The organism is Tardiphaga sp. 20_F10_N6_6 (assembly GCF_052076045.1).
GTDB lineage: Bacteria > Pseudomonadota > Alphaproteobacteria > Rhizobiales > Xanthobacteraceae > Tardiphaga > Tardiphaga robiniae.
In genome coordinates this window covers 1694573-1714854 of sequence record NZ_CP197239.1, presented here as the reverse complement: position 1 = coordinate 1714854, position 20282 = coordinate 1694573, and the positions used below count along the sequence as shown (strand labels likewise).

Below are 20282 nucleotides of genomic sequence, written 5' to 3'. Positions count from 1 at the left end.
GTGACTCATTCTTCGCGCCGGCAGATGAAACGAACGCATCGCGCCTGCGTTCGTCTGTCAGCTGGTACGAAGGAAAGCGCGAGTGTGCGGGCTGGAAGTTTGCAGTTCGAACCGTCGAAGGCGGTTACCGCGTGTGGCGAGTGTCGTAAACAAACAACGTTGAAACGAACGCGGGGTGCACCTTTAATGGGGTGCACCCCGCGTTTTTTTACGTAACTACATGATTTGAAAAGGAAAGCATGCCGGGTGCACCTTTTTTGGGGTGGACCCCACTTCCTATATAAGCCTCGCGCTTTTTCATCCCCTCTTAATTTACCCGTTTCCTTATATACAACATACACTAGGTACACAGGGTACACCTAATAAGGATAGGTGCTTGATTTCTAAGAAAAAGTTTTGGTGTACCCTTGGGTGTAGCCTTAAGTGAATTTCAGGACGGGTGCACCCGGCGGCAACGCCTCGCAACATCGCGGGCCGTCACCACCTGGTGCGAAGTGCATCAGATTTTGATGATGTGATTCAGCATCAACGTGGGTTGCATGATCGAATGCGGCGCGCCTCCACCAGCATCTTGTATAGTGATTCCGGTTCCTGCGCCGGCCACGGTGATGCCCGTGTAAGCGCCGTAAATTCCAATGCCGGTGCCTGCTGCGCTGATAGTGGCAGCGCCTACGCCGGATGAAATCCCGAAAGAGCCGCCGCCCGTGGTTGATGTCTGGCCTTGCACCAGCGCGTTGTGCCCGTGTGTGTGGCCAGGGTCTGCGACGCCGTGCGCGTGGGTCGGATCATTGACGCCGTGCCCGTGGCCAGGATCGCTCAGGTTGTGATTGTGCGTTGGCATGTGGGCGGTGGTCAGCGTTTGCGTTTGCCCGCCACCAGCCGCGCCTAGCAGCGTCGCATCGAACCCTACGGCGGCCTGCGTTAATCGTGTGGCAGCAACGCCGCCCATGTCATCCACGCCTGCGATGACGCGGCCACGGCCATCTGGAAGAACGAACGTAGTCTCGCCATCGCCAGCACCATGCGTCACGCCGATGGCGGCAAACAGGTTGCTGTAAGTATCGCGGCTGACTTCCTGCCCGAAGCACATCAGCCAGCCTTCGGGTGCATTCTCGCCAGCATAGGGCAGCACTGCGCCGGACAGGTCGGCCCATAGATCAAGAACGATTGCCATTTTGTGGGGGGGGGGATCGAATGTAATCGGACGGGCCTCAGCCCGTTGCGTCGGCGCAACAAAAAACGCCATGCCGAACTATGCCGGCATGGCGCTTGCTGATGGTGTCGCGTTGTTACAATTGATCTTCGATAGTTAGCGACTATCGATTAGTTGCGGGTGATCAGTTCCCAGCGCGGATGCCGCCGCGCCTCGGTCAGTCTTGCGCCGTTGCGTCACCGCGCTGGCGCGATAGGCCCGCGCCATCAACACGCCGAACACCAGCACCCATACAGCGGCGCCAGCGAACAGCGTGTAGACGGCGGCGTGCATGGTTATTCGGCCTTCGGGGCCAGCAGTTCGTCGCGCTTGGCCACCAGGCGTTCCAGCAGATTTTCGATTTCGTAAGCGCCATGACTTTCAGCAAGCGCGGGTGCCATCTGAAGTATCAACGCATCCACGAACTGTTCACGCCGAATGCTGGACATGTCGATGGCTTCAATACTGCAAACGATGCCCGTTTCCCCCGGCTGCGCCAGGCCCACAGCATCCGCCAGCATCCCGTCCGCGATGGCTTCGGCACTGGGCTTGTGGATCCGATAGGCCACGATGTCGCCGCCCACAGCCGGGCTGTCGTGCGTCCACGATTGTTGATTGGCGTGCAACGTGTATTCCTCGCCGTCATGGTGGCGAACGGTCACGATGGTATCGCCAGACACAGGGCATCCGACGCCATTGTGCGCGATCCACCCATCCGCATCCGCCTGGGGCGCCGTCTTCGCGCCCGTTTCATTATCCTGCTGCCGCGCCACAGCATCCGCCGCGCTGGTGTCCTGCTGCGTCACGGGCGCGGTGTGCGTGTGTTCTTCGATGGTGACGGGCTGGGGCACGTCCTCCACCAACTCCACCAGGTCGCGGTCGTCTTCCGTCCCGGTGCTGTAGTACATGCCGTTGGCGCAGTAGAAATTATAGCTGGCGTACATGGCTACGCAGCTTTCCACTTCGTCGCTGATTTCCTCAACCGTCACCACAACACCATCACGGCGCTTCCACTTCTGCCCAACAACAAATTTCGTTTCGCTCATTTCCTTTCCTATCTCGAATTGCCGGCGTCCGGCCGGCGTGGTGTCTTGCTGTCCTGTTCAGCGCGTGATGGTCAGCACGCTGCCGACCATGCGCGTCTGCAAACCACGGCGGCCACCCGGCAGCGTCAGCGTGCCAACGCTGGCCTTGCGCGCCACGCTGGTGTGCTTCGGGCGGAACATCGTATCGTCCATGTGCTTGTTGAACTCTTCCTTGCGCGCCTGGTGCACCTGAACACTGCGGCCCCAGCGGCGGTTCGTGCGCTTCGTGATGAATTGGGCTTTTGTGCCCTGGGGTTCATTCAGTTTCTGCGCGGCAGCTGCGGCGGCCAGCGCGGGCACAGCAACAGCGCCCATCAGGGCATTGCGAAGGCGCACAGCGATATTCGGACGTTGCATTATTCTTCCTTGTGAGTATCAGGAACAGCTCCTGTCATAGCCCAGCACGCTAGGCTATGGCCGGGGCTGTTAGGCGGGTTTCTGCTCGCTCGAAGCCGCGCCAGGAATAGCAGGCGAAATTTCGATTATCTGCATCAGAATAGGTTTCCACTTTGCCCACCACGCCAGCGCGGCGGAAGCCATCCGCGAAATCTGTTCATCGCTGAATTCCCACCAGCGCGCGATTTCGTGCAGTTGGCAACCAATCTGCATGTGCGTTGCTGTGTACGTCACGGGATAGGTTTCGCATTGAAGTGATTTCACTTCGCGCAGATTGCCGAACGCGCCGACCAGGTCCGCGCCGACCAGGTCCGCGCCGCCCAGGTCCGCGCCGACCAGGTTCGCGCGGCCCAGGTTCGCGCGGGCCAGGTCCGCGCCGCCCAGGTCCGCGCCGCCCAGGTCCGCGCCGACCAGGTTCGCGCGGCCCAGGTTCGCGCCGACCAGGTACGCGCCGACCAGGTCCGCGCCGCCCAGGTACGCGCGGGCCAGGTCCGCGCCGCCCAGGTTCGCGCCGCCCAGGTCCGCGCCGCCCAGGTTCGCGCCGCCCAGGTTCGCGCCGCCCAGGTTCGCGCCGCCCAGGTTCGCGCCGCCCAGGTACGCGCGGGCCAGGTCCGCGCCGACCAGGTTCGCGCGGGCCAGGTTCGCGCCGACCAGGTTCGCGCCGACCAGGTTCGCGCCGACCAGGTCCGCGCCGACCAGGTCCGCGCGGGCGGCCGTCGCCTTTTCCAGCGTGGCGCGTGCCTGCAACCCGCTGGGGATGTCATCAGGAATATCAGCAGAGAAAAGAACCGCATCCGTGTAGCGGTGCTTGATATCGAATTTCATACCTTTCCTTTGTGCGCCGTGGCGCGTTGCGTTGATGCTGCCCCGGCGAACCGGGGCGGGGTTGTTAGGCGGCGACGATGCGGCCGAACGACTTGCCGATTTCAAAGACGGCGGCAACCATCTCCGTATTACCCGCTGCGCGGTACTCATTCATCAGCGCCAACGTGTCGGCATCGGTCTTCCAGGTTTTTCCGTTGGCTTGGAAAGTCATGTTCGTTGCTCCGGTTCGTGCTGCGTTGTTGATGACTGAATTATACATACGTATAGTCACACACGCGCGCCGTGACCGATTGTATTTAGCTATCGCGTCGATAGCTGTTCCCTAATACGGCGCGTCATCATCCCAGCCGCTTTTGCCCTTCGGCTTCGGCGGAACGAATAACAAATTCTTTCCCTTTATTCGTTTGCTTACACCGCCGTTTAGTTTACGTATGAAAATAGCGGCTTTCGTTGCATCGCCTTGCGTCGGCCTGTCCATGCCCACGGATATCAGCGCCTCGGTGGACGTGCACCAGCCCCATGTGCTGGTGTCGGCATCCCATTGCAAACGTGTTTGCAGGCGTTCTTCGATGGGGTCAGCCACCTGGAATTCTTCGTTGTGGTCGTTCAGCGCCGCCATTTCTTCCGGCGTCAAATAGAACCCTTCGCCCTTTTGCCAGATTGCGTAAACTTCCGCCCACATCTGTTGCATGTCGATGGACTTCTGCGCTTCATGGTCGATGTGCTTGCACGAAATCGTCCAGTACCGCCGGTTTCCGGTAGGGTCGTGCAGATACCCGCGCGGGTTCACGCTTCCGAAGAACACAGTACGGCGCGCGAACTTGGATTCTTTCTTTGCGTAGGCGCGGCGCAACACGTCGGACTTACGAGTGATGAACGCTTTCAGCGCGGCAATGTCGGACTTGCGAAACGTCGCGTCCAACTCGCCCAATTCCACCATCCAGAAACTGCAAACCTGTTTCACGCTGTCGCGGTCCTGGGGGTTCAGCAGCATGCCGTCCTGGATGACGCCCATGTGTTCAGGCACAAGACGTTTAAACCATACAGTTTTGCCCAGGTACTGTTCGCCTTGCAGCGTCAGGATGCCGTGCGCGCTGACGCCATCGGGCTGGAACGCGGCGGCCACGGCGGATATCAGCCAACGGCGCACCAGGACATCGCGCAGCCGGCGGCCATCGGGCAGTTTCCTATCTTCGAACGGCGTTAGCGTGTCGCACAGCGCCTGAACGCGCGGCACGCCATCCCACGGCTTGCTGGTAATCCACTGCGCGACGGGGTTGTACAGGTTCTGGTCCGCCAGGTAGGTGACGAAATCACCGATGTTCCCCACGGGCATTCGGAAACGCGAACACCAGGAAATCAACCACGCCAGGCTGGCGTTACCGGCGTTGTCGATGGTGAATGCGTGGTTTGGGATCAGCAATTCTTCCTCTTTGCTGATGACGTTGTAGCGCACTACTATGCCCAGGCGGTTGCACACTTCGCCCAGGTTTTCGATGGTGGCCAGCGGCTTGGCGTCCTTACCCATCGATAGGTCCGGCAGCGGCTTGTGCGTATCGATGTGGCGGCCCTTCGGTTCGTTGTCGTTGGCCGGCACGGGCACGCGCACGATATGCGCGAACAATTGCGCCTGTGCCGCTTCGTCGCCTTCCAGGTTGGCCAAGTCGTTGAAGTCGGTGGGCTTCGTGGTCGTGTCCGCGAACGTCGGCACGATGACGCGGGCGTTAATCTCGCGTCCGACTTCCTGCGCAGCTTCCACGCCGGGGTTATATGGCGTGCCGTCATGGCGTTTCGTCCAGGCGTCGTTATCGGCCGCCACGATGTATTCGTACCCTGGGAATAACTCGCGCACCGTGGCCGCAATGGCGCCCATGTTGCCTTCGTCAAACGCGACGACGACGCACCAGCCCGTCAGGCGGTGTATGGTGGCGCCGGTTGCGTATCCCTCGCACAGCGCCACGGGCTGGCCAGGTGCGGGCGTGCCGATGATGTAGAGTCCGCCTTGCTTCTGGCCGTTTTTGAAATAGCGCTTGTCCATTTCGCCGTGGTCGTCCGTCATGATGCCTTGCAGGCTCACGATTTTGCCCTTGGCGTTCACGATGGGAATCAGCAACGCGCCGTCGATGTGCCGGAACACTTCGCCAGCTGCATTCATCAGCGGCCAGCGTCCGATGCGCAGGCGGTAGCCGCTGATGCCCTTGGCCACCAGGTACGGGTGGCTGTCGTCGGCGTCCAGCGCCTCATTCCACACGATGTTTGCCTGGCGCGCGGCCTCGCCGTGGCGGGCCTTCAGTTCGGCGGCGGCCTGGCGCGCTTCCTGTTCGCGTTTCGCCTTGCGTGCGTCGATGTCGGCCTGCGTCAGCCTGGGGCGTTCGGTTTCTTCGTCAAACTTGAACCCGCCTTGCTGCGCCTGGTAAATCAGCGTGCCGACGTTCACGCCGCCGGACGGCTTGATTGACTTCCAGGTGTCGCGCGCGGACTTCGCGCTGTAGGTATCGCCGCCCTTGCTCCAATCATCGAAAAGGCGGAAACCATCCTCGCCTAGCTCCGCCTTCAGCGCCATTGCAATGCGTGCCCATTCGCGGCGGGGCAGGTTGGCGTCGATGTACCCCAGGGCCGAAGAAATCGTGCCTTCGGTCAGGTCGTCATGCTGCTGATTTGTTTTGTGCATCGTTTTTGCGCTTGCGCCATAGCGCCATCATCGTTTTTTCAAGGCGTAGCCGTTCGGGTTCGCCGCGTTTCTTTTCTACCAGCGCGAGGAAGTCCCGCCGCGTCTTTAATCCTTGCATCGCCAGGATGGCGCGGGCTTCACATTCGTGCCTGTGTTCCTCGCTGGCGCAATCCACCAGCGTGCCGTCAAGCAACGTTACGATTGCCATCGCCCGCCAGCTTCATTTCCAACAGTTGCAGCATGTGCGCGGGGATCGTGCGCGGCGTGCCAACGCGCCACATGTCAACGGTGGCCTTGGCGCGGTCCAGCATGTCGGCCACCATCTGCGATGTAAGCGCGTGGGCGCGTATCAATGCGTGAAGTCGTTTCGTGCGCTTATTCATCGTGTTTCGTTTTGTGAGTAGTTACGCGCACATTGTAGCGTGCGGTTATACATTTGAAAAACGATGCGCCGGTACTTTGTGGTAACGGCGCATCATCGTGCTTCACCAATCCGAAAGTGTTTTTGCTTCCAGCATGTCTTCGACGCGCTGCCGCGCATCCTGGCGTCGCTTTGATTCGTCTATGACGGACACACGCGACGGGGGATCTATGTTGCGATGTGGCGTAAGCGCAACGCGCGCAGGCTTCGGCTTGCGCACACGCGGCATTCGTGCATCCGCCACGGCGTCGGCGGGTTCGTGCGTCGTTTCCCAGGTGTTGAACGTGAACCCGCACACCATGCACTTGCGCCGCCGCTTGATGAACGTGGCGCGCGGGCGTGAATCAATCACCTGGGTGTCGCCATTGCATCCGGTGCAGTTCATCGCGGCGCCTTCGATTGCCAGCCTGGTGCGGCTTCGGTTTGCTCCGGCTTGGCGGCGGAAAGGGCGGCGCGGGCGGCGTCGACGGCCGCATCGCAGAACGACTCTATGTCGCCAGGTTCGGGCCATCCGCTTATGGCTGCCGGAAGGTTGATCGCGTGCATAGAGCAAGTGCCATCGCCGTTGCCCGTCAGGCAAAGCTTGCGGCGGATATGGCGCCAGCGTGCGGCGTCGGCTGCTTCCGCGCTCGCCGGGGAGGAAGGCTGGCGAGATAGGGCGGCGCGTTGCCATATGATCCACCCAAATTTGAGTCCATCGTCGGCATAGCTTCCGTCGGCCATTTTCCAAGCTACCATGGCCGGGTGCTTGCCGGCAGCAACTGCGGCTTTCTCAAACGCCTCCCGCTCATCGCCCTGCGCGACCGTCAAGGAATGCGGGACGGTTGTGGCGGCGAGCGCGGCCATGATCTGTTCGCAAGCACACCTATGATCGGATTCCCGGACAAGGGCAACGGCGGATTCGAATCTCGATGGTTCCTGACCGGGCTTGAGCAGTTCGCCGCTATGGCTGTTAATGCGCGCGACAACGGGCACGTCCAGCATCGCAAGGACGGCTCGGATTTCTGGCTGAACAACGTTTCCCCCCGCATCCCCCTCGGAATGTGAAGTTTGCTTCTCAGCGTCGTAGGCCAAAATGTCGGGCGTGCATGAAAGCTCGCCGATCAGGTGTCGCACACGGTCGGGGTATTCCGAACGCTCGATGGTGACATGCGGGCCTTCGAATACGGGGTCGCATGCGCGGTGTAGGACCGCCGTCCAGTTGCTCTTGCCGTTGGATTCCGGCATGGACCCATACCAGACGGTCAGCGGCACCGCCCCGGCCTCGCTGGCGGCAGGCAGGCGGGCGTGTTCCAATGTCTCGCGCACAATTCGCAGCGCGACAGATTCACCGTACCGGCGTTCAAGCCACAGATACCACGGGCTGTTCTTCAATTCGTCGTTCGTCATTTCCTTTCCTTTTGCGCTCACGCGCTCAACGCCAAAATTCCACGCCACCATCACACACACGACGTTCAAGCCTGGGCCATTGCTGCTTGCGTTCAGCCACCACGCAATGCCGATGTGCTTCCCAGGTGTCACGATGCGCGATAGCGGCGTGCCAGAACCAAATGTATGCGGCCAGCGGGGCGGCCGAAGCCACCACGCCAAGCCAGTGCAGCGCACGTTTCAAGCGGCCACCTTTTCGAACTGCGCCGCCTGGCTGGTCAGATGCCAGCCGAAACAGTACGGGCACTGATACGAACGCACCGGCACGCGGTGATTATTCCAGTTCGAATCTGCGGCGCGCACCACTTCCGCATCAGCGCCGGCCTGGTCCTTGTGCCGGTACTTCACGCAAACAATTTTCCCATCTGCCAGGCGCCAGCCCGTCACCTTGTTTTCCATGATGATGACGGTGGCGCCGGCCTCGCGCACCAGGCGACGCATGGCCGCGTTGCGCTTGGATTGGTCAGGGAAGCGGCGCGCGATTTTCTCACGCTCGCGGATGAAATCGCGGACGTTCATGTTAGAACGCCTTCCCGCCAGTCAGCGCGCGGATTTCCGGCTTGTGGTCCGCGCGTTGGGCGTTGTAGGCCAGCTTTTCAGCGATGGCCCCGCCCAGGTCCATATCCAGGCCGCCCGCCAGGTCGAATATGCGTATCACCGCGTCCGCCAGTTCGACTTCCAGCATGTCGCGGTGGGGCAGATGGTCATCCTTCAGTCCCTTGCGATAGCCTTCCAGCCCCTCGCTGACTTCGGAGTGCACCAACGCCAGCTTGGTGCCTACCCACAGCTTCAGCATTTCTTCCGGCCAGTCGCGCACGTCCTGGCCGTTCTTTGCGTCCCACCACCCCGCCTGATTTGCCAGCCCGTGGCAGACGCGCACAACTGTGTTTGTGGAAGTCGCTATGGTCGCCTGAACAGCGTTTTTAGAAATTTCATTCTGATAGTTCATACCTTTCCTTTAGCCCTGGCGATTGTCGCCACGGCATCATCAACGGAGCGCCATACGTCTGCCGCGCCGCCGTTGTCGTTGATGGCCCGCAGATAGGCCGCTTGCTTGTCCGTCACTCGCGCGCCGGCTTTGATTTCGCCAGCGATGTAAACGCCCAGCTTCGTGCCCACGTCGTCGGCCGTGATGATACGTGCGGCCAGGCCGAACGTGTCACCGAAGCCAGGCGGCAGGCCCGTGGTGAACGGGCGCGGGTTCTTAATCAGCACGTCACCATTAGGCAGGCGGTGAACTTCGCCCGTCCACCCGGTGCCCACATTCGCGCGAAACAGCAGGCATTCGCCCGCCAGCGCGTTGCGGATGGTGTTTTGCAGGGCGTGTTCTTTGCTCATGCCGCGATTTCCTGCTGCGCCGCCTTCGCTGCGCGGTCGCGCATGCGCTGTTCGGATTTCTCGCGCGCTGCGGTTACGTTGGAAAATTCAGACATCAGCGACAGCAACGCCGACGCGGGCACGCTGACTTCCTGGCCTTCGGGCAGCTGCCCGCGTTTCACGGCGTCTTCGATGCCTGCCAGGCGTTCGCGCGCCTGGGCGGGCAGCGCGCCCATGAACACGTCCAGTTCTTCGACAATGCCCTGGACGACTTGCTGGGGCAGCTTGGCGCCCTTGATGGTGCCGGCCGTGACTTTCTTTTTGCCGGCGGCCTTCGCCTTGTCCGCTTCACCGCGCAGCACCTGGCCGGCATTCTCGCCATGCTTTCGCACCACGTCGATGGCGACATGCGCGGCCACCACGCCTTCGCGCACCAGCTGGTGAACATCGTTGTTCGCGTTGCCCAGGATCAGCAGGCCGTCCACATGCGTGCGGGTCTTGCCAACGCGCGCCGCGATCTGGTCCGGCTCCCAATTGAACGCAGCCAGGCGCTTATACGCCAGCGCGGTTTCCAACGGCGTCAGCGCCTCGCCCTGGCTGGTCGTGATGGCGGTGGCCACGCGGTCGGCGTCGTTGCCAGTGTCGGGCTGCACGTCCACCATTTCGATTTCGCAGCCTTCGGCAATCGCCAGGCCGTAGGCAGTGAAGCGGCATTCGCCGTCCGTGATGACGCCGTGGCCGTCCACGACGCGCACCAGCAGCGGCGGGATGAACGCGCCGGCCTTGATGGATTCCTTGATGCCCTGGATTTTCGCTTGCGTTTCCGGCTTGCTCAGGTCGCGCGGGTTGAAACCCGGCTGCACTTTCAGCAGCGAATACGGCATGCGGAAAATGTCTTTCTTCTTGATGTCGCCATCCTGGTACAGCTGTTTAAACGATGTTGCTGCGGTCATTGCTGTTTCCTCATTGATGCGGCAGCTGCCGCGATTTCGTCATCCGTCATGTGTCGGTCGTTGAAGTCAACATCACCAGGTAATCGCTGATAACCGTCTGCCCGATACCAACAGAACTTTGAACCGATGCGGTGCGGGAAGTGATAGCCGGCGCAGTCGCATCGCATGCCGCCGTGGCCCGTGTTGCGTTTGTTCATCCATGCGTCTGTGCGCCAGTCGCGCGCGCCGCATGATTGCTTCGGGCACTTCGGTTGACGTGCCATTGCATCGGGATGAACGGGCAGTACCTTGCGTGTTTCGCAGTGACGGCACCGGCAGTGATAGCGCGCCATGGTCAGGCGAATGCAGCGACAACCGAAAGCGCGACGACGATAACGCCAAGGATGCCCAGCACGGCCAGGTCGCGGCGGCTGAAGATGGGTTCGGGGCGAGCGCCGAATTCCAAACCGCCCATGGTTTTTGGTTGCGGCACGGGGTTAACAGTCGGGATGCGCGGACTGCGCACGGGTGGCACCTGCGGATTGCGTTGCGAAGCGTCGCGGCGTTGCTTCGTCGGGATGTACAGGCTGGGGTCGATTTTCATAGTCAGATGTAAGTATCAGCGCACGCCCCGCAAAGCCTGATGGTGGCCCATTTGCTGCGGCTAGTCGGATTGTGCTGGTTGGTGTCGAAATACCTTGTTCCTGGTGCGATGTCCGCCATGCATCGCAGGCCGTAATGATTCACTCGATTACATCGGTGTCCGTAGCGCGCTGTGCGCCATGAGCCGCCGCATTGACGCGTGAACCATTCGGCGCGCGTCACGGCATCAGCGCCAGGATGAACAGCCCCACGGTAATCACCAGCACAACGCCGATGGTGAATTTGCGCCAGGCCGGCGGTAGGCTGTCCAAGTCGTCGGGCAGCGGCCCCAGCATTTCCGGCATCATGTGATCGCCGTAAGGTTCTGTGTCTCGTTTCACATCTTCCCCTGGTGCCGCCTGTAACCGACAGGCCCGGAAACCCATGACGAAATTATACGTTCGTAAAGTCTTTCGACGATTGAATTTCGCTATCGACGCATTAGGCCGATAGCTTGCCGTATATCCTGCGCGGGTCCGTGTTGTAGCGTCGAAGGCCCCAGCCGTGCTTGTGCCCGCGTCGCTTTTCCAGCGCTATCCAATCGCTCGCGGTGCGGCATGCGCGTTCTTCCTCTTTCAGCTTCGCGCGCACGGCGGCTTTGTCGTTGTCGTTGGCCGCGATCAATTCGCCTTCGCCCACTTCGATGGGCTTCACTTCGGCGCGCAGTGGCTTGTTGCAATGGTGGCACAGGGGCGGCGCAGGGCGGCGTATGGCGTTGAAACAGCCTTCGCAGATGATAGGGGGGGGCGGGCCATCGTTCGCGCCACCAGCGCCCGATTTCTCGCGTCCTTGCAAGCTCCATTCGCGTTCATCGTCCGGGAAGCCGTGGCGCAGCATGTTGCCCGCGTGGTCCAGGATCACGGCATGTTCGCCACGCATTGCGCGGCCCCATCGCTGCATAGCCATGTTCAGCGCCATGGTGGGCGCGGCATCAATCACGCAATCAATCGTGATGTCACGCTGCGCGATGGCCGCCAGGTCGAAACCTTCACCAAAAAGGTAACGGTTCCATAGCACATCAATCTGGCCATCCGCATATGCGCTGATGATATTACGGCGCTCATCCTTCGGCGTGTTCCCGTCCAGGTGTTCGGCGCGAATGCTTGCTGCCTGAAATTCGCTGACCATATACATGCTGAAATCCAGCGATGGCGCGAACGCTATCGTGCGACGCCCACCAGCGTGTTTGCGCCAATGCTTGATGATGTCGCCCACCAGCTTTGGACGATTCACCTTCGCTTCCACGTCTTTAGCGATGAAATCGCCCATGCGCTTGCCGACTCCCGCAACATTCATTCCGCCTTCGGGAATGAACGCGGTGTAGCGGGCCAGGTGGCCGTGTTCGATCAGCCATGCGACGGACGGCCCTATAATCATTTCGTCAAACATCGCATCAAGGCCGGCACCGTCAGTGCGCTGCGGCGTCGCTGATAAGCCGATGTGGTACGCGCGTTTCCATCCTTCCATAACGGCAAGCCAGCCAGCTGCGGCGATGTGGTGGCATTCATCCCACACGGCAAGGTTCGGTTCTGGAACGACGTGTTTGCGAACCTTCAGCGTGTCGATGCTGCAAATCTGCACGCGCTGCCGCGCGTCGTAAGGCATGCCGGCCGCGATAAATGAATGCTGAATCCCGTACTTCGAAAACGTGCGGCTGGTCTGAGTAATCAACTCAGAACGGTGACAGATGAAATATGCAAGCTGTCCGCGTTGTGCTGCCCCGCCAATCATGAACGACGCGAGCGCGGTTTTCCCGGCACCCGTCGGCGCTTGCATCAAGACACGGCGAGCGCGCCGCAACAGGCTGCGCGCGCGCGCCACCATGTCGTGCTGGTAATCGCGCAAAACAATCGTCATCGGAATAGGTCGCCGTAGCAAAAGGAAAACAGTTTAGACCAATCAAGGGAGAGTTTAGCGATGCGAAAAGAAAATGGGATCGAGATTGCCAAGCTGCTGTTGTTTTTAATGCAGCAAATCTCTTCCGCTATGTTTCACGATGGAGCATTCGGGGTGCGTGCTGACGACGCGCTGCTGTGCTGCGCGGTGTATATCGGGCACGCTGAAGGCAGGCCGATGAAAGCCGCGAACCTTGCAGAGTATACCGGCATCCCGCGTTCAACAGTAACGCGAAAGCTAAAGGGATTTAAGCGCGCGGGGCTGTTCGATGTTGATGGCGAAGGGCGTGTGACGTTCACAGACGAATACATGCGCGAGGTCATACCAAATCTGTGGGAGTCCAACAGAGAAATTATCAACAGGTCCGCAACCAGGTTGGCCAAAATGGCCATGCCACGCGTTGCAAAGAAAAGCGCGTAATAGCATCACATCATCGCGGCAGTGATTTGTTGTAAGAGCGCATCATCTTAGCTCACTCTTCGTAACGCTGGGTCATTGACGATGTACAATTGAGTTTCTTGATAACGTGAGGAAGCCATGAAACCAGGCGTGTACGAAAACATCAGCAACGCGCAGTACCACGGCGGGCCAGGCATTTCTAAGTCCGGCCTCGATCTCATCGCGCGCAGTCCGATGCACTACAAAGCCGTAGTGGATGCCGCGAACGACAACGAACCCCGCGAACCGACGCCAGCGCAAATTATCGGCACGGCATTTCATTGCCTGTTGCTCGAACCCGAAGTGTTCTCGCGCGAATACTGCCTGGGCCTGCGTCAGTCGGATGTGCCCGATGCCATCGACGGGCGCGATGCGTTGGTGGCGATGGTCAACGAACTGAACGCCACGCGCCTACCGAAGCTGTCCACCAGCGGAAGCAAGGATGAATTGGTGGCGCGTATCCTCGACGCGGAAGCCAACGAAGCCGTTTCCCGCAAAACATCGGGCGATTTGGCCGCGATGAAAGCCACCGAACTGAAAGAGTACATTGGCCATCTGAACGCCAGCCGTACCGGCCTGCTATCCACCGGCGGCACAATCGCAGAACTCGCGCAAACTCTGCGCGACGCCGGCCGCGAATTCACGCTGTGGTCCGAAGTAAAGGCGCAATGGCTTACGAACAACGGCCACCGCATCGTGCTGGAACAGGAGGCATGGGACCAGCTGCACCGCATGCGCGCCGCTGTCATGGCGCACCCTGCCGCCAGCAACTTGATGACCATGGCCGGCGGCGTCGCTGAACGCAGCGTATATTGGGTGGACCCGAAAACCGGCGTGCTGTGCCGCTGCCGGCCGGATTGGTGGATTATCCCGCGCGGCATCGTGGTGGACGTAAAGACGACGGACGACGCGAGCGCGGAAGGCTTCGCGCGGTCCATCGCGGATTGGCGCTATCACATCCAGCATCCGATGTACCTGGACGGCATCAACGAAATGCGCCGCCAGGTGGAAGCGGGCAACGCTGATGCGGCATTCCCCGCCGACGTGCCGCCGGAAGTGAAGGCGTTTGTTTTCCTGGCCGTCGAAAAGAAAGCGCCTCATGCTGTCGCCGTGTACATGCTCGACACGGAAACGCGCGACGACGAAGGAAACATCATCCCAGGTCAATCCAGCGTTGATCTAGGCCGAGCTCTTTATCGGCGCGATCTGGACACCTACGCCGCTTGTGTGGCGAACGACAACTGGCCCGGATACGGCGACAAAATCCAGCCCATCACGGTCCCGGCCTGGAACTTCACCAAAAACCAAGCGCTGCTGGACAACGCAGCATGATGGCGCTGCTGAAATTTGGCATCGGACTGATGGCTGGCGGCTTCGCGCTGCTGTTCGCCGGCCTGATGCTCATTCCCGCCGCGCTTGCGGCGTTCCTCATGTACTGTTACTTTTTCGGGTGAACTAACAATGGGCGTTTTGAATATTCGCAAGGCCGAACGCGCGGGCGCACGGCTTGTTATCGGCATCGCTGGTGTCAGCGGTAGCGGCAAGACTTACAGCGCGCTGCAATTGGCCTGGGGCCTCGCCAAGGGCGACGCCAATAAGGTCGGATTGCTCGATACGGAAAACCGGCGCGGGTCGCTCTACGCCGATATCCTGGTGGGCAAGGACAAGAAAGTGCATCCGTTCCTTATCGGGGATCTGGACGCGCCGTTTTCGCCCCAGCGCTACATCGACGCCATTCTGGAATTCCAGGCGGCCGGTGTGGAAGTTCTGGTGATTGATAGCGTGTCGCACGAATGGAACGGCCTGGGCGGCGTTCTGTCCATCGTGGATGGCTACGAGAAGCCCATCACCGGCTGGAAGAAAGGAAAGCCCGAACACAAACGCTTCATGAATATGATGCTCCAATCCGATATGCACATCATCGTGTGCATCCGCGCGTCGAACAAGACGGACTGGAAAGACCCGAAGAACCCGCGCACGCTCGGCATCACGCCCGTGCAGCACGAAGAATTCATGTTCGAAATGACCGCCAGCATGATGATGTGGGACGGCGGCAAACAGCGCGAAGTCATGAAGTGCCCGCAAGACTTGGTGCCGATCTTCGGGGAGAACGGCGGCATTGCCGAAGGCTACCTGACGGCCAAACATGGCTTGCAGCTGCGGGCCTGGGTGGATGGTGCCGCGTCGCTTGATCCGAAGGTGGAGAATGCGCGCAACACGCTGCGTTCCATCGCTGAACAGGGCGTGGCCGCGCTGAACAAACAATGGGGCAAGGTGCCCGCCGATGTGCGCGAAGCGCTGGGCGGTATCATCCCTGACGAAATCAAGTCTGCCGCCGAAGCCTTCGACCGTCAGCGCACGCAAGCGCAACCCGGCGGCGAAGAACTGGCGGACTTGAATAAGGAAGTGCTTGGCGATGCCGCCAACACAGAAGCCGCATAGAAAGGGGCATATCGAAATGAAAAATCCGGAGCCGCGAAAACTCACCTCCCGCGAAGTCATAGAGCGCTGGGGCAACGCGGTGACGGAAGGCACGCTGAACAACTGGCGGCACAAAAAGAAAGGTCCGCCATACATCAAGTTCGGTACGCGCGTCCGTTACCCGGAAGACAAGCTGGCAGATTGGGAGGCATCACAAGAACACCTGGCACCAGCGAACGACAACACCGAAGCGGCCGAAAGGGCCGCGTAACAAAACACTGAAATGGGCTGAATCCATCATGGGAAACGGGGCTACACGACGCCAGCGCGATGAACGCGTGTTGGCAAATTACATCGAAGAAATGGGCGCACCAGGTTACGAACGGCTGGCGGATGTCCTGCACCGCGCGTTCTTGCAAGCGTCCGAAGGCAAGGGCCATGAACGGCACTCCAACGGCGAACCGTTCCACGAACAGGTGATGCAGACTGGCGCGCAACGCTTCGGCGTCGGTTCGCTGCTGTACCAGGCGTTCAAGAAATCGGAAGAGTCCCAGCGCCTGCCGCACGATGCCGCCGTGCGCGAACTGCTGGGCGCCATCAACTACCTGGCGGGCGCCGTCATCGCCATGGAGCGCACACACAGCGCGGCCACGGTCGCACCGAAGGCGGCGAACGACAACGCGCCGCAGCGAGCCAACACCGATCACGATAGGCGAGCATATGCGTCCGTATTCGGCCAGGTGTGCTGCGTTGGCTACACGCACCGCGAGAACTGCGCCGGGTGCCCGTGCAATCGCCATGGATGACATCGACAAGGCGCAAGACGCCGACGCGGTGAACCTGGCCGATGCCATCGCGCGCCAGCGTGCGGCGTCGGCGGCATCCTCCCGGCTTCGCGCTATCGGTGAATGCCGTAGCCCGAAGTGCGGAGAACTGTTCCCAGCGAACGACAACAGGCTGTTTTGCAACGCTGCATGCGCCGATGTCTTCGCACGGTATCACCGCTGATTTTTCAACTCACGCGGCCGGCGTAGTGCTGGCCGCGTTTCTCACGGATGCAAATACATCATGCTGAATAAGGTTCAACTAATCGGGCGCCTCGGGCGCGATCCTGAAATTCGCTACACGCCCAGCGGTGGCGCTATCGCCAACCTGTCACTGGCCACCACGGAAACGTGGAAGGACAAGGACAGTGGCGAACGCAAGGAAAAGACGGAGTGGCACCGCGTCGTCGTGTTCGGCAAGCTCGCGGAAATCTGTGGCGAATACCTGAAGTCGGGCGCGCAGGTTTACTTCGAAGGCAAGCTGCAAACTCGCAAGTGGCAAGACAAGGACACCAACGCTGACCGCTATAGCACCGAAGTGGTGGTGGACAGCATCGGCGGCGCCATGAAGATGCTGGGCGGGAAGTCCGAAGGCAGCGGCGACAGCGGGCAGCGCCAGGAACGCCAGCAGCAGCGGCCCGCGTCGCAGCCGCAACAGCGTCAGCAGGCCGCGCCGGCGAACCTGGCGGACATGGACGACGATATCCCGTTCTGATGTCGCGCGCACACAACACATGATGATGAACCCGCCCGCGTGGCGGGTTTTTCATGACACAATTCAATCTGTTTAAACGTACTTAGGAATTCACGATGAACCGCGAAACCTGGTTGAATGAACTGGCCGCCAAGCTGGCGCCGCGTTTTGAAGAACTCGGCCACCCGCTGCCGAAATTCCGCGTATCCATCGGCTTTACGTCGGGCGGAGCCAACGGCGGCGCGAACGGGCAATGCTGGTCCGACGCATGCACGGATGACAAGCACTACACCATTTTCATATCGCCGTCCGAAGCCACCAGCATGGCGATTGCCGCGATTCTGAACCACGAACTTATCCATGCAGCTGTCGGCCTGAAGGAAGGCCACAAGGGCGAGTTTGCGGCCATGATGAAAGCCACGGGCATGGTGCGGCCCTTCACGTCGTCGGTGCCAGGTGACGAATTCAAAGCTTGGGTGCAGCCGTTCATTGACGAACTAGGCGAGATACCGCACGCACAGCTGAAGGTGCGCGGCGAAGGCGGCGTGAAGCTGTTCAAGAAAGGCGGCGGCGGCGTCGATGCTGCCGGCGGTGATGGCGACGGCGAACCCGTCAACGATCTGCCGAAGAAACAAACCACCAGGCTGCTGAAGTGCGAGTGCACCGAATGCGGCTACACCGTGCGCGTGACGAAACGCTGGCTTGATGTCGGCGTGCCTCATTGCCATGAACACGGCGCGATGGAAGCGGCGAACGACAACGCACCAGGTGAAGATAGCGAAGCCGCATAAAGGCGAAACCCCCGGCGCGTAGCCGCATCGGGGGTTTCTGGTTGGCGGCTAATGCATTTCGCTGCGCCGTGCCCTATGCCGGTTTCCGGCGTCATCGGGCTTTCGTGGGGGAAAAGTTAATTGCGGCGGCCAGTTCAAACAAATGCGCTTGCGCGGCGCATGGGCGAACTTTCCCTGGCTATCTTTCGCGTATTCCTCGCCACACGGCTGCGCACTAAAGAACGCGCTTAGATAGCCGAAGCAAGGCGCATTCCGTAATCCGCATGCGTGTGGCCCCTGTTGCCAGGGATCAAACGCCCCGTCTCTCCGGGATGTACGGGCCAGAAGCTTGCCATTGTCGCCATGCTCATAGTTTTCTGGTTCGTCTCGCCGGAAGGTTGACACCGTTGCAGGGTGGCTCGCTACTTGGATTCACCGTACTGGCTGGTCGCATCCTTAAATTCGTTTCTCGCTGGCGGCGGGTCGCAATCCGCTGATTTCCGTTGCAGGGCTAGTCACCTAAGTGATGCAACCAGCGAGAAACGCCAGTATACCCTAAGCCGCCATCTTCATGTCATCGTCCTGCGGCTTGCGTTGTTTTTTCGCAACCTGAGCCACGTTCTTTTCAAACCACTTGCCCCACTTCACCATCGCGGTGCGCATCTGCGGCAGATAGTCCGTGTGGTCGTAGTGAATGCCGCCGGCATCCTTGCGCGCATGCTGCTGCAAAAGGTCGCGCGTGAAGCGGTCCACCAGGGCGCCGTCGCCCATGCGCGATTTCCAGGTGCGGCGCAGGTCGCGCGCCTGGAACGCATCGCAGCACTTCAGCGAAGCGATGTGATGCGACACGGCCAGGAACCCCATGCGTTCGGCCTTCGATCCTGTGCGGGCAGGGAACAGCGGGCCATCGCCGTGCCAGCGCTTCAGGCGCTTAAATATCTCGTTGGCCTGGGGCGGCAACGGGATGATGTGCTGGTGCTTGCGGCCCTTCGTCTTTTTCGCCGGGATCGTCCACAGCGCGCGCGCCGTATCGACTTCGCGCCCGTCCACCTTGATGGTTTCCTGCACGCGTTGGCCGCACAGCATCACCAGGCGTGCGCAGTCGCCTGAACCTTCGTCGGTCAGGTTCGCCCAAACGGCGGCCATTTCTTCGGGCGATAGATTGCGATCACGGGCCTTGTTCGCGCGCGGGTCCTTCGGCACAGCTGCAACAGGGTTCGACGTTATCCCCCAATCGTATGTCACATCCTGCGTGTAGTCATTCGCCGCCCGCATTCCCCACCCGAACGCCGCCGACATGCAAGTACGCTGGATGTCTGCCGTTCGAAGCGCCTTGCGCTTCGCTGCGGCAACCAGCGGCTTTCGAACGTCGGAAGGTGTTACGTCGCCGGCCAACGTGGAGCGGCCGATTTGGTCGGCGGCGTTGTATTTTCCCGACAGCAACGCGTGCTTAACGTGCGGGGCGGAACCGGCTTCGCGGGCTTCCAGGTGTGCAACGTATTTGATGAACAGGTTTTCAACGGTCGGCGTTTCGTTCTGGTGGGCAATCGCAATCTTCGGCTTCGGCGACGCCTTCACCAGCGGCCTGATTTCGTCGGTGAACTTCGCGCGGGCTTCGGCCAGCGACATATCGGGGAACCGGCCCAGCTGCTTTTTGCCGCGCTCGCCGGCTTTCTTCCAGTGGGCGAACCAGATTGCATTCACGCCCGCGCTGGTGCGGCGGATGCGAATCCGCAGGCTTCCTTCGCCTCGCTGGCGCGCGCCGTCGTACAGCACGGTTTCGCCTTCACACTCTCGGATGGCGGCCTCTATTTGGGTTTTCGTTAGCACGTTTCACGCCTCATTTTCTTGATGCTCAGGGTGCCCTTCAGGGTGCCCCAGGGGCCAAAGTGACCCCCGTCTGAAGCGTAAGCGAAATTTTCCGTTCGGGTCAATTTCGCCTTGTGAATCAATGACGTGCGGCGAGTGCGGGTTACGTGTGATGACGTTGGATTATCGGGTCCACGCAGCCTTCCAAGCTGAATACAAGGGTTCGATTCCCTTTACCCGCTCCACCCTCCCTATCCAAAAAATCACTTACGATTCAATGAGTTGCATAGGGCGAAACCGTCGTCAAGAGTCGCTAATCAGACTGTCCACGACATTCTTGGGGCGCTCCTCGGGCGCGCGCTAAATCGCCAATAGATTCAATGCCTTATAGCCGAAACTATCAATGAATCGCGGATCTCCCTGTTTTGAAGGTGATTCCGTGAAGTCGGGTGATTTTTAGTGCGCTAGGTATTCAGACTACAAGGCTGGTGCCGGCTCATTAGTCGGCATTGCATCGAACT

The 20282-nt window shown here is 60.4% G+C and carries 30 protein-coding genes and 1 tRNA gene; 10 read left to right on the top strand and 21 right to left on the bottom strand.

Going from position 1 to position 20282, the window contains the following annotated elements:
- Window positions 1–499: 499 nt before the first annotated feature.
- From AB7813_RS08310 to AB7813_RS08215, 20 genes are all read right to left on the bottom strand, one after another.
- The gene (locus tag AB7813_RS08310; protein WP_441227999.1) at window positions 500–1246 is read right to left on the bottom strand and encodes a phage tail protein; all 747 of its coding nucleotides are present in this window, start codon (window positions 1244–1246) and stop codon (window positions 500–502) included.
- A gap of 63 nt (window positions 1247–1309) precedes the next feature.
- Window positions 1310–1486, bottom strand: coding sequence for a hypothetical protein (locus AB7813_RS08305; RefSeq protein ID WP_441227998.1), 177 nt, complete (start codon window positions 1484–1486; stop codon window positions 1310–1312).
- Window positions 1487–1488: 2 nt separating this feature from the next.
- Window positions 1489–2238, bottom strand: a complete 750-nt coding sequence (locus AB7813_RS08300; protein ID WP_441227997.1) for a hypothetical protein — start codon at window positions 2236–2238, stop codon at window positions 1489–1491.
- Window positions 2239–2295: 57 nt separating this feature from the next.
- The gene (locus AB7813_RS08295; RefSeq protein ID WP_441227996.1) at window positions 2296–2634 is read right to left on the bottom strand and encodes a hypothetical protein; all 339 of its coding nucleotides are present in this window, start codon (window positions 2632–2634) and stop codon (window positions 2296–2298) included.
- Between the two features lie 69 nt (window positions 2635–2703).
- Window positions 2704–3498 (bottom strand): pentapeptide repeat-containing protein, encoded by a 795-nt coding sequence (locus AB7813_RS08290; protein ID WP_441227995.1) that lies wholly within the window; start codon window positions 3496–3498, stop codon window positions 2704–2706.
- A gap of 64 nt (window positions 3499–3562) precedes the next feature.
- Window positions 3563–3709 carry a hypothetical protein gene (locus AB7813_RS08285; RefSeq protein ID WP_441227994.1) on the bottom strand — a complete coding sequence of 49 codons (147 nt, stop codon included), beginning with the start codon at window positions 3707–3709 and terminating at the stop codon, window positions 3563–3565.
- Between the two features lie 111 nt (window positions 3710–3820).
- Window positions 3821–6169, bottom strand: a complete 2349-nt coding sequence (locus AB7813_RS08280; RefSeq protein WP_441227993.1) for a VapE domain-containing protein — start codon at window positions 6167–6169, stop codon at window positions 3821–3823.
- Window positions 6144–6377, bottom strand: coding sequence for a DUF7696 family protein (locus AB7813_RS08275; protein WP_441227992.1), 234 nt, complete (start codon window positions 6375–6377; stop codon window positions 6144–6146). The genes AB7813_RS08280 and AB7813_RS08275 overlap by 26 nt, the downstream gene beginning before the upstream one ends.
- Entirely contained in the window at window positions 6355–6552 is a 198-nt protein-coding gene (locus AB7813_RS08270; protein WP_441227991.1) for a hypothetical protein, read from the bottom strand. Before AB7813_RS08270 ends, AB7813_RS08275 begins: the two co-directional genes overlap by 23 nt.
- 102 nt (window positions 6553–6654) lie before the next feature.
- Window positions 6655–6975: an NrdR family transcriptional regulator gene (locus AB7813_RS08265; protein WP_441227990.1), complete on the bottom strand. Its 321-nt coding sequence runs from the start codon at window positions 6973–6975 to the stop codon at window positions 6655–6657.
- Window positions 6972–7979, bottom strand: a complete 1008-nt coding sequence (locus tag AB7813_RS08260; protein ID WP_441227989.1) for a hypothetical protein — start codon at window positions 7977–7979, stop codon at window positions 6972–6974. The genes AB7813_RS08265 and AB7813_RS08260 overlap by 4 nt, the downstream gene beginning before the upstream one ends.
- Before the next feature lie 25 nt (window positions 7980–8004).
- Window positions 8005–8202, bottom strand: coding sequence for a hypothetical protein (locus tag AB7813_RS08255; RefSeq protein WP_441227988.1), 198 nt, complete (start codon window positions 8200–8202; stop codon window positions 8005–8007).
- The gene (locus AB7813_RS08250) at window positions 8199–8537 is read right to left on the bottom strand and encodes a hypothetical protein (RefSeq protein ID WP_441227987.1); all 339 of its coding nucleotides are present in this window, start codon (window positions 8535–8537) and stop codon (window positions 8199–8201) included. The genes AB7813_RS08255 and AB7813_RS08250 overlap by 4 nt, the downstream gene beginning before the upstream one ends.
- A 1-nt stretch (window position 8538) precedes the next feature.
- Window positions 8539–8967: a hypothetical protein gene (locus tag AB7813_RS08245; RefSeq protein WP_441227986.1), complete on the bottom strand. Its 429-nt coding sequence runs from the start codon at window positions 8965–8967 to the stop codon at window positions 8539–8541.
- Complete coding sequence (locus AB7813_RS08240; RefSeq protein WP_441227985.1) at window positions 8964–9356, bottom strand: hypothetical protein; 393 nt, start codon at window positions 9354–9356, stop codon at window positions 8964–8966. Before AB7813_RS08240 ends, AB7813_RS08245 begins: the two co-directional genes overlap by 4 nt.
- Window positions 9353–10288, bottom strand: a complete 936-nt coding sequence (locus tag AB7813_RS08235) for a ParB/RepB/Spo0J family partition protein (RefSeq protein ID WP_441227984.1) — start codon at window positions 10286–10288, stop codon at window positions 9353–9355. Before AB7813_RS08235 ends, AB7813_RS08240 begins: the two co-directional genes overlap by 4 nt.
- The gene (locus AB7813_RS08230) at window positions 10285–10485 is read right to left on the bottom strand and encodes a hypothetical protein (protein ID WP_441227983.1); all 201 of its coding nucleotides are present in this window, start codon (window positions 10483–10485) and stop codon (window positions 10285–10287) included. The genes AB7813_RS08235 and AB7813_RS08230 overlap by 4 nt, the downstream gene beginning before the upstream one ends.
- A gap of 137 nt (window positions 10486–10622) precedes the next feature.
- Entirely contained in the window at window positions 10623–10871 is a 249-nt protein-coding gene (locus AB7813_RS08225) for a hypothetical protein (RefSeq protein ID WP_441227982.1), read from the bottom strand.
- A 217-nt stretch (window positions 10872–11088) separates the two neighbouring features.
- Window positions 11089–11250, bottom strand: a complete 162-nt coding sequence (locus AB7813_RS08220; RefSeq protein WP_441227981.1) for a hypothetical protein — start codon at window positions 11248–11250, stop codon at window positions 11089–11091.
- Window positions 11251–11350: 100 nt separating this feature from the next.
- The gene (locus AB7813_RS08215; RefSeq protein WP_441227980.1) at window positions 11351–12766 is read right to left on the bottom strand and encodes a DEAD/DEAH box helicase; all 1416 of its coding nucleotides are present in this window, start codon (window positions 12764–12766) and stop codon (window positions 11351–11353) included.
- Window positions 12767–12826: 60 nt separating this feature from the next.
- On the opposite strand from AB7813_RS08215, the gene AB7813_RS08210 reads away from it, so the two are divergent.
- From AB7813_RS08210 to AB7813_RS08170, 9 genes are all read left to right on the top strand, one after another.
- The gene (locus tag AB7813_RS08210; protein WP_441227979.1) at window positions 12827–13225 is read left to right on the top strand and encodes a helix-turn-helix domain-containing protein; all 399 of its coding nucleotides are present in this window, start codon (window positions 12827–12829) and stop codon (window positions 13223–13225) included.
- 117 nt (window positions 13226–13342) lie between these two features.
- A complete protein-coding gene (locus AB7813_RS08205) occupies window positions 13343–14575 on the top strand; it encodes a PD-(D/E)XK nuclease-like domain-containing protein (RefSeq protein WP_441227978.1) in 1233 nt (410 codons plus the stop codon).
- On the top strand, window positions 14572–14697 hold the full coding sequence (locus AB7813_RS08200) for a hypothetical protein (protein WP_441227977.1): 126 nt from the start codon (window positions 14572–14574) through the stop codon (window positions 14695–14697). The genes AB7813_RS08205 and AB7813_RS08200 overlap by 4 nt, the downstream gene beginning before the upstream one ends.
- A 7-nt stretch (window positions 14698–14704) precedes the next feature.
- Window positions 14705–15685 (top strand): AAA family ATPase, encoded by a 981-nt coding sequence (locus AB7813_RS08195; protein ID WP_441227976.1) that lies wholly within the window; start codon window positions 14705–14707, stop codon window positions 15683–15685.
- 16 nt (window positions 15686–15701) lie between these two features.
- A complete protein-coding gene (locus AB7813_RS08190; RefSeq protein ID WP_441227975.1) occupies window positions 15702–15935 on the top strand; it encodes a helix-turn-helix transcriptional regulator in 234 nt (77 codons plus the stop codon).
- Window positions 15936–16005: 70 nt separating this feature from the next.
- On the top strand, window positions 16006–16470 hold the full coding sequence (locus AB7813_RS08185) for a hypothetical protein (RefSeq protein WP_441227974.1): 465 nt from the start codon (window positions 16006–16008) through the stop codon (window positions 16468–16470).
- Entirely contained in the window at window positions 16463–16672 is a 210-nt protein-coding gene (locus AB7813_RS08180; RefSeq protein WP_441227973.1) for a hypothetical protein, read from the top strand. Before AB7813_RS08185 ends, AB7813_RS08180 begins: the two co-directional genes overlap by 8 nt.
- Before the next feature lie 60 nt (window positions 16673–16732).
- Window positions 16733–17203, top strand: a complete 471-nt coding sequence (ssb, locus tag AB7813_RS08175; protein ID WP_441227972.1) for a single-stranded DNA-binding protein — start codon at window positions 16733–16735, stop codon at window positions 17201–17203.
- 95 nt (window positions 17204–17298) lie between these two features.
- Window positions 17299–17973 carry a hypothetical protein gene (locus AB7813_RS08170; protein WP_441227971.1) on the top strand — a complete coding sequence of 225 codons (675 nt, stop codon included), beginning with the start codon at window positions 17299–17301 and terminating at the stop codon, window positions 17971–17973.
- 534 nt (window positions 17974–18507) lie between these two features.
- On the opposite strand, the gene AB7813_RS08165 is transcribed toward AB7813_RS08170, so the two are convergent.
- A complete protein-coding gene (locus AB7813_RS08165; protein WP_441227970.1) occupies window positions 18508–19728 on the bottom strand; it encodes a tyrosine-type recombinase/integrase in 1221 nt (406 codons plus the stop codon).
- A gap of 191 nt (window positions 19729–19919) precedes the next feature.
- Here AB7813_RS08165 and AB7813_RS08160 point away from each other — a divergent pair.
- Window positions 19920–20006, top strand: a tRNA-OTHER gene (locus AB7813_RS08160).
- Window positions 20007–20282: the final 276 nt, after the last annotated feature.